The following is a 6,717-nucleotide window of genomic DNA, read 5'->3' on the forward strand; positions in this document are numbered from 1 at the left end:
GACCTGTTCCACCACGCTATTGGTCAACATTCCAATGCCGCTCACTTCGACCTCGATCACATCTCCGGCCTTCAGGAAGTGGGGTGGTTTCATCAAGCCACCTGCGCCTTCTGCAGAACCGGTGACGATCACATCACCGGGTTCCAGCCAGGTCACTTCCGAAATATGCGAAATCAGATCGGTGAAAGAAAAGATCAGATCATCGATCTTCATCGATTGCCGGAGTTCCCCATTGACCCGGGTCGTCAACGCCAGAGCGTCGGCTGCGATGCTGTCAGCCGTGGCCATCCAGGGGCCGAATCCACCGCTGTGGTAGCCGTTTTTTCCGGTCGTTACCTGATTGGACATCATCTGGTATTTCCGGGCGCTGCCATCGTTGAAGCAGGTGTATCCGGCGATGTGTTTTCCGGCGTCTTCAACCGAGACGTTTCGGCAGCGCTGGCCGATGATGATGGCGATTTCTCCTTCATAGTCGAAAGCGGGTTCGAGCGCAGGCTTTTCGAGCGCCTGGCCCGAGGCCACCAGAGTATTATTGGCGCGCAGAAAGAACATCGGCACTTTTGGCACTTCGGACAGACCCATGGCGGACTTGGCTTCTTCGAAGTGGGTGTGGGTATTCATGCCTGCACACCAGATGGCACCGGGCTCGGGGATGACCGGCAATAGTTCGACGTCAGCCAGTGAGTAGTCCGGTGATTCTCCCGCGAATCCTCGGGCTGAATCGAAGCCATCTGCGATCAACGATCGCAAATTCGCATGATCGAGTCGTTTCGATAGATCGATGATTCCGTCATCTGTAACGATTCCATACGACTCTCTTCCTTCGATCTTGAAGCTCGCGAGTTTCAAGAGTTGTCTCCTTCTTCAGGTGATGGGTGCGTGACGATCCGCAAGCTATTTCCCCCACTGCTCTTCAAGACGCCGGACGAAGGCGTTGCGCCAGTTTTCGATTGGAGCGAAATCCTCGTCGTCGCCGTATCTCTGCTCGGTATTCGCGATGATCTCTTCGTCGCTCTGATTCAGGTCAAAGACATCGGTGACCGGCTGGCGGACGTGGAAGGGGCTGCGCGCAAAGACTTCGATCGCATTGCCCTCCGGGTCCTTGAAGTAGATCGACCAGGCATTGCCGTGGCTGAGCGGTAGAAACTGCTCCACGCCGAGTTCCTCGGCGGCGGCCTTCATGGCGCGGAGCGCCGCGAGGTCGTCGACGTTGAAGGAGATCTGGTTGAGCAGGACGGGTTGCCCCCCCCCGTCGTCGCGTCCTTCGGCCAGTGCGATCTGATGGTGCTCTTGCGGATTGGAACTCAGAAAGGCGATCTGCGGATTACCGGGGATGTTCAGCTTTCCGCGATCCGTCAGCTGAAGGCCCAGAAGCTTCGTGTAAAACTCGATCATCTTCTCGATGTCGTGGACGTGAATTCCGATATGGCTGAAGTACGCTCTCGGGGGAGTGGGCATGGATACCTTCCTTTCGAGTTGCCGTGATGGGCAGTTGGTGATTCGGTGTATCAGTACGCGTTGCTGCGGCCCGCGGCCGTCTGGATCAGTGCAAGCAGGGCCTCGGTCATCCGCTTTTCGGAAACGGGCGCCGCTCCTTCGGCGGCACTGAGCAGCCATCCCTGCATCGCCAGTCGCATGACGGCGGTCAATGCCTCGGGGTCCTCGCATTCGAGATCACCGTTCGCGATGACGCGACGCAGGGACTCTCGACAGAGATCGTCGATTCGATCCGCTATCCGTTGGGTGTATTCGCGAACTCTGCGCCCGACGATGTGACGTTGGAAGGTGAACACGCGCGTGAGTAGGGGATCATTGGACAGGCCGCGATTCACCCGGCGTGCCGCGCGCACCAGGGCTTCGAGTGGGTCCGACGCGAGTTTCATCTCCTGCTCGGCGGTCGCGAGGAGTCCGTCCATACGTGCGCGGATCGTTTGCTCGAGCAGGTCGGTCTTGTCTTCGAAATAGGAATAGATCGTCGAGGTCGAAACCTGGGCTGCAGCTGCAAGTGCCTTCATGCTGGTCTTTTCGAAGCCGCGCTCTGCGAAATACTCTGCGGCCGTCTCGATGATGTCCGCGCGTTTGGCTTCCGATCGGCGTTGGAGCGATTCGGATGTGCCCGGGGTCGTCTCGGTCATTTCCTGGTTCCTTTCCGCTGGCACGCGGCGGATCGACAGGCGGTCACCGCGATTCCGACCCGCGTCCCCGCTATCTCGGGGATTTCGCGGTTGACGGCGCCTGCGAACTGGGACAAGATAGTCGAAACAATCGAAACAAACAAGCCAAAACGTTTCGATAGTTCTTGTTGGGCAAAGAGAAGGGAAACAGAAATGGCAGAGGTCACGCGTGCGGAACTGGTCGAGCGGGCCCGAAAACTCGCTCCGGGAATCGCTCTGCGAGCACAGGAGTGCGAGCAGTTGCGCAGGCTCCCGGACGAGACGGTTGCGGAGTTCAAGAGGGAAGGGCTTTTGCGCGCCTTCGTTCCGCCCGAATACGGGGGATACGGGCTCGAACTCCAGACGGTGATCGAAACCTCGCGGGAGATCGGCCGGGCCTGTGGGAACAGCGGTTGGTGCCTGGCGATCTGTACGCTTCACAACCACATCGTGTCGGGCTTTCCCGAGTTGGCCCAGAAGACCGTGTTTGCGAACGGCCCCGACGTCATCGTCTGTGGCGTGTTCATGCCCGGTGGTCTGGCCACGAAAGTCGATGGGGGGTTCCGGCTCGAAGGAGCCTGGGACTTTGCAAGCACCTGCGATCACGCCGACTACGCGGTTCTCGCGGCCTTCATTGCGGATTCGCCAGGCGCTGAGCCTTCTGGAATGGGCAGTTTCCTGGTCAAGCGCTCGGATTTCGAGATCGTCGACAACTGGCATGTATCTGGACTGGCGGGAACTGGCAGCAAGCGCATCGTGGTCGACGGAGTTCACGTCACCCCGGACTTTGTTATGTCGACCGTCCTGGATCTGGCGGCTTCGGGCGATCGCGACACGACGGCACGGGGTGGGCTGAGCAAGGATGTACCGGGAAGTTCGATCGCGACCCTCGGCCTGGTAGGCGTGGGGCTGGGAATCGCTCGGGGAGCACTCGAACGTTTCCGCGAGAGGCTCGCCGGAAAACTCAGAGCGGTGACGTTCAAGGAAGGGGCCGCTCAGCAGATCGCCGCACAGTTGCGCTACGCGAAGTCGATGGCAGAGGTCGACGCAGCGGAACTCGTCGTGATGCGCGATCTGGAAGAGATGATGGAAGGTGCGGCCGCCGGACGAAAGGCCAGCATCGAGCAACGGGGCCGCTACCGACGGGATGCGGCCTGGTGCATCCAGTCCTGCTCCGAAGCCGTTACGCGCCTCGGTCCAGCAGCCGGAGGGCACGCGATCTTCCTGGACGATCCCATGCAACGCGCGATTCGCGATGTCCAGGTGCTGGCCGCTCACGTCGTGGCGGATTGGGATGCGGCGGGCGAGGCGTATACGCGCTCTGTGCTCGGACTGCCCAAGGTGGATCCACTGGTCTGAAACCTCCGGGTCTCCGGAAATGACAATCAAAAGGAGATGAAAGATGGCATCCCCAGCGAAACTGGCTCACATCGCGTTGCGAACTCCCGACATCGCGAAAATGCGCGACTGGTACAACACGGTTCTCGAAGGAGAGGTGGTCTTCGAAAACGACTTCGCCTGTTTTACGACCTACGACGATGAACACCACCGGGTCGTTTTCATGGCCGCACCGGACCTGCAGACCAGTCCGCAGAGTCCGTCGCACCTGCACCACCTCTCGTTCACCTTCGCGAAGTTCGACGAGTTGATCGATACCTACGAACGTCTTCACCACAAAGGCATCGAACCTGTCCTCACCCTGAATCACGGCCCGACATTCTCCTACTACTACGCGGACCCGGACGGAAACAATGTCGAGTTGCAGATCGACACCATGACGATGGCCGAGGCGAGGGAGTTCGTGGACAGCGAGGTCTTCGAGAAGAACCCGATCGGCATTCCGTTCGATGCAGCGAGCGTTTGCGAACGGTTTCGCGCGGGGGAGAGCGAGGCGGAGTTGACGCGCTACGGAGCCTGAGCCGCTCAGGCTTCGGGTTCGTCTCCTACTTGAATCGAGCGACGGCCCGACATCAGGCTTCGGGTTCGTCTCCTACTTGAATCGAGCGACGGCCCAACAGATTCAGCTTGAAGCGTCGGATCGTTTCGGGTTCGATGCGCTGGCCTTCGCCATCTTCGAAATAGAGCGCGTCTCTGGGGCACTGCACGATGCAGGCTCCGCAGCGCACGCAGCGTTCGTCGTGGGCGAGGTCGACGCGGGCTTCGCCTTCGATCTTCTCGTAACACGCCTGGGGACAGACCTCCCAGCAGCGGTACAGGCCGATGCAACGCTCGGCGTCGAGAGTGATCTGCCAATCCTGGCCGTCGAAACCGCCACTGCCTTCCAGTGGTGTGCTGCCGGCGTAGTCGAAGGTGAGCAGTGCTGTGAATCCGATCGGAGCCCCAATGCAGGCCACCATGGCCGCCGTGCCGCCTCCTGAAAGCGTGACGCATAACAATGAAACGAGCACGCCCGCCGCGGCGATCCACCAGCGGCCGCCGCCGGGGAGTCGGTCGAGCGCGGTGAAGACGGTCACCGCGAGTCCGGTGCTCAGGGCAAGCAGGGGAAGTGTCCAGGCGGGCTGAAGCAAGAGCGCGGCCACGGTGACCAGAATCCCGATCGGCGTCGCCCATGCGGCGGCTACTTCGAGTCGGTCGCGTAGTGGGAAGGTGACGCGTCGCATGGCGTCGCTCTTCTTGCCCCCAGCCGCGAGATAGTCGGGGATGTCTTCGGCGCGTGCCGGGCCGAAGCGAACCCGCCAACGCGCGCGCCGAAACACGGCGAGATCTTCGACGCCGGTGGCCGCGAGCTGGGGGACCACCAGGTTTCGGTGGTCGACGAGTTGGTCGATGCCAGAGGTCTTGAGCACCGTTACGACCTGATGGGTCGTCAGATGCCCTCCGGCCGCCGCGCACCAGACGTTGATTCCACCAGCGGGGGCCACCAGCAACCAGGCATCGAGTCCGCGAAGTGCGCGCTCGAGCCTGCGTACCGTCAGGTCGTAGTTGGCGGTGAGCAGGACAGGGCTCTTGCGCCCGGGGTTTCCGATCGTGCGCAGTCCGGGTTCAGTCGGCCAGGGCGCCATGCGAAACGCCGTCTGCAACACGTCTTTGAGCAACGCGATCATTTTCCGGGCTCCCCAATGAAGAGCGCCAGGGTCCCGGCCAGCCACTGCTGTTCGTGCCGCACCTCGAAGCCCGAAGCCTCGAGTTCAGCGCGCAGATTCTTCAGGGGATGGGAGACGGAACCCGCGAGCAACCAACCGGCCAGCCACTGAGGTGCGCGGATCAGGCTCTGAAGGACGCGCGTAGCACCGCGGAGGCGTACTTCGTCGGCCACGATCAAGCGGCCGCCCGGGCGCAATCGCTCGCGAGATTGGCTGAGCACGTAATGCCGTTCGCTCGTGGACATATCGGAGAGGCAGAGCGACAGAACCACACTGTCGAAGGCCGCGCGGGGCAGGGCGTCGATCTCCGAGGCGGTCTGTTCGAGCCAGTCGATCTCCGCATTGCCCGCGCTCATCAGGCGCAGTTTCGCCTGTTCCAGCATTTGCGCGCTCTGGTCCAACGCGGTGACGTGCGCACCCCGCCTGACGAGTCGCTCGGTAACCGCACCCGTGCCACATCCGATCTCGAGTACGTCGCAGCCCGGTCTCGGCACGGCTTCGCGCGCTACCGCCTCGTGCAACTGGGCGACCCGCCCCAGGGTGATCGCCTGCATTCCGGAGTCGTAGCGTTCGGGAGTCGCTTCCAGCCAGCGCATCAGTGCGAGGAAACTCATGGTGTAATCGCCTTTCGTGCAATTCGCCCCAGCTCCCTGTGCAGTACCTCGGGATCAAAGGCGTCGCTGTCGATGAAGTGTTGGATCAATAGTCCGTCGATGGCACCGATCAGTGTCGCCCCCGCTACGAGCGGATCGAGTTCAGCCGCCACCTCGCCGCGCGTCTGGCCTTCGCGCAGGACCGATGCGAACTCGGCGCGGATCTCGCGGAAGAAGTTTTGAAAACCCGCGACGTCGCGTAGGCGCAGATCGATGAAGAAACGCCCGAGTGACGCCCAGGCCCCGAACAGGTCGACGCAGTCGTCGATCAGGCGCTGGATGCGTTCGGGTACGCTGCCCTCGCCGTGTAGGGCGTTGAGAAACAGCGCCCGTTCCTCGGCCAGCGTCTCGGCCACCAGATCCCGAAGCAATTCCTCTTTGTCCGAGTAGTAGTGGTAGAGACTCGAGCGGCCCATTCCGGCCTCGCGGGCCACGTGGGCCAGGCCCGTTCCGGGAACCCCTCGCCGCGCGAAGACCCCACGCGCCGCGCGTCGGATCTCACTGCGCTGGGCATCGGCGTCTACTTGTTTGGGCATCCGGGGTCCTTTTCGACATGTATGTCGATATCGACAGTATTGTCGAAAACCTCAGCAATGTCAAACCTGACGAGATCGGGTGCTCGGAGCAGTTGACGGGAATCGGCGTTCTCAGATAGAAATCGCTGACACTCTCGTCATTGTTGCCGAGGGGCAGCCAGGAGGGCGCCATGTCCGTGACCGATATCGATGTAGGTCTCACCGACGAAGAACAAGAAGTTCGCGGGCTTGCGCACAAGTTCGCCGAAGAGGTCATGCGCCCAGCGGGTGC

Annotated in this window: 8 protein-coding genes; 2 read left to right on the forward strand and 6 right to left on the reverse strand. The window is 61.5% G+C overall.

The window, feature by feature from the left end; all coding sequences use genetic code 11:
• The 3 genes from GY725_16925 to GY725_16935 all read right to left on the reverse strand — a co-directional run.
• Positions 1–849 (reverse strand): fumarylacetoacetate hydrolase family protein (locus tag GY725_16925; GenBank protein MCP4005875.1); only part of this gene is annotated, 849 nt, incomplete at its 3' end.
• A gap of 45 nt (positions 850–894) precedes the next feature.
• The gene (locus tag GY725_16930; GenBank protein MCP4005876.1) at positions 895–1,458 is read right to left on the reverse strand and encodes a hypothetical protein; all 564 of its coding nucleotides are present in this window, start codon (positions 1,456–1,458) and stop codon (positions 895–897) included.
• A 50-nt stretch (positions 1,459–1,508) separates the two neighbouring features.
• The gene (locus GY725_16935) at positions 1,509–2,135 is read right to left on the reverse strand and encodes a TetR/AcrR family transcriptional regulator (protein MCP4005877.1); all 627 of its coding nucleotides are present in this window, start codon (positions 2,133–2,135) and stop codon (positions 1,509–1,511) included.
• A gap of 192 nt (positions 2,136–2,327) precedes the next feature.
• Here GY725_16935 and GY725_16940 point away from each other — a divergent pair, with 192 nt between their 5' ends.
• The gene (locus tag GY725_16940) at positions 2,328–3,512 is read left to right on the forward strand and encodes a hypothetical protein (GenBank protein MCP4005878.1); all 1,185 of its coding nucleotides are present in this window, start codon (positions 2,328–2,330) and stop codon (positions 3,510–3,512) included.
• A 43-nt stretch (positions 3,513–3,555) separates the two neighbouring features.
• Positions 3,556–4,071, forward strand: coding sequence for a biphenyl 2,3-dioxygenase (locus GY725_16945; GenBank protein MCP4005879.1), 516 nt, complete (start codon positions 3,556–3,558; stop codon positions 4,069–4,071).
• Between the two features lie 52 nt (positions 4,072–4,123).
• Here GY725_16945 and GY725_16950 read toward each other — a convergent pair whose 3' ends face one another.
• From GY725_16950 to GY725_16960, 3 genes are read right to left on the reverse strand one after another with little or no spacing between them, the layout of a single operon-like run.
• Positions 4,124–5,218: a copper oxidase gene (locus GY725_16950; GenBank protein ID MCP4005880.1), complete on the reverse strand. Its 1,095-nt coding sequence runs from the start codon at positions 5,216–5,218 to the stop codon at positions 4,124–4,126.
• Positions 5,215–5,871 (reverse strand): class I SAM-dependent methyltransferase, encoded by a 657-nt coding sequence (locus GY725_16955; protein ID MCP4005881.1) that lies wholly within the window; start codon positions 5,869–5,871, stop codon positions 5,215–5,217. Before GY725_16955 ends, GY725_16950 begins: the two co-directional genes overlap by 4 nt.
• Positions 5,868–6,446, reverse strand: coding sequence for a TetR/AcrR family transcriptional regulator (locus tag GY725_16960; protein ID MCP4005882.1), 579 nt, complete (start codon positions 6,444–6,446; stop codon positions 5,868–5,870). The genes GY725_16955 and GY725_16960 overlap by 4 nt, the downstream gene beginning before the upstream one ends.
• Positions 6,447–6,717: the final 271 nt, after the last annotated feature.

It is taken from the genome of bacterium, from assembly GCA_024226335.1.
GTDB lineage: Bacteria > Myxococcota_A > UBA9160 > SZUA-336 > SZUA-336 > JAAELY01.

Coding starts and splice junctions, on each gene's coding strand:
- GY725_16935 (MCP4005877.1), bottom strand. CDS start 2,135: ATGACCGAGACGACCCCGGGCACATCCGAATCGCTCCAACGCCGATCG.
- GY725_16930 (MCP4005876.1), bottom strand. CDS start 1,458: ATGCCCACTCCCCCGAGAGCGTACTTCAGCCATATCGGAATTCACGTC.
- GY725_16940 (MCP4005878.1), top strand. CDS start 2,328: ATGGCAGAGGTCACGCGTGCGGAACTGGTCGAGCGGGCCCGAAAACTC.
- GY725_16960 (MCP4005882.1), bottom strand. CDS start 6,446: ATGCCCAAACAAGTAGACGCCGATGCCCAGCGCAGTGAGATCCGACGC.
- GY725_16950 (MCP4005880.1), bottom strand. CDS start 5,218: ATGATCGCGTTGCTCAAAGACGTGTTGCAGACGGCGTTTCGCATGGCG.
- GY725_16945 (MCP4005879.1), top strand. CDS start 3,556: ATGGCATCCCCAGCGAAACTGGCTCACATCGCGTTGCGAACTCCCGAC.
- GY725_16955 (MCP4005881.1), bottom strand. CDS start 5,871: ATGAGTTTCCTCGCACTGATGCGCTGGCTGGAAGCGACTCCCGAACGC.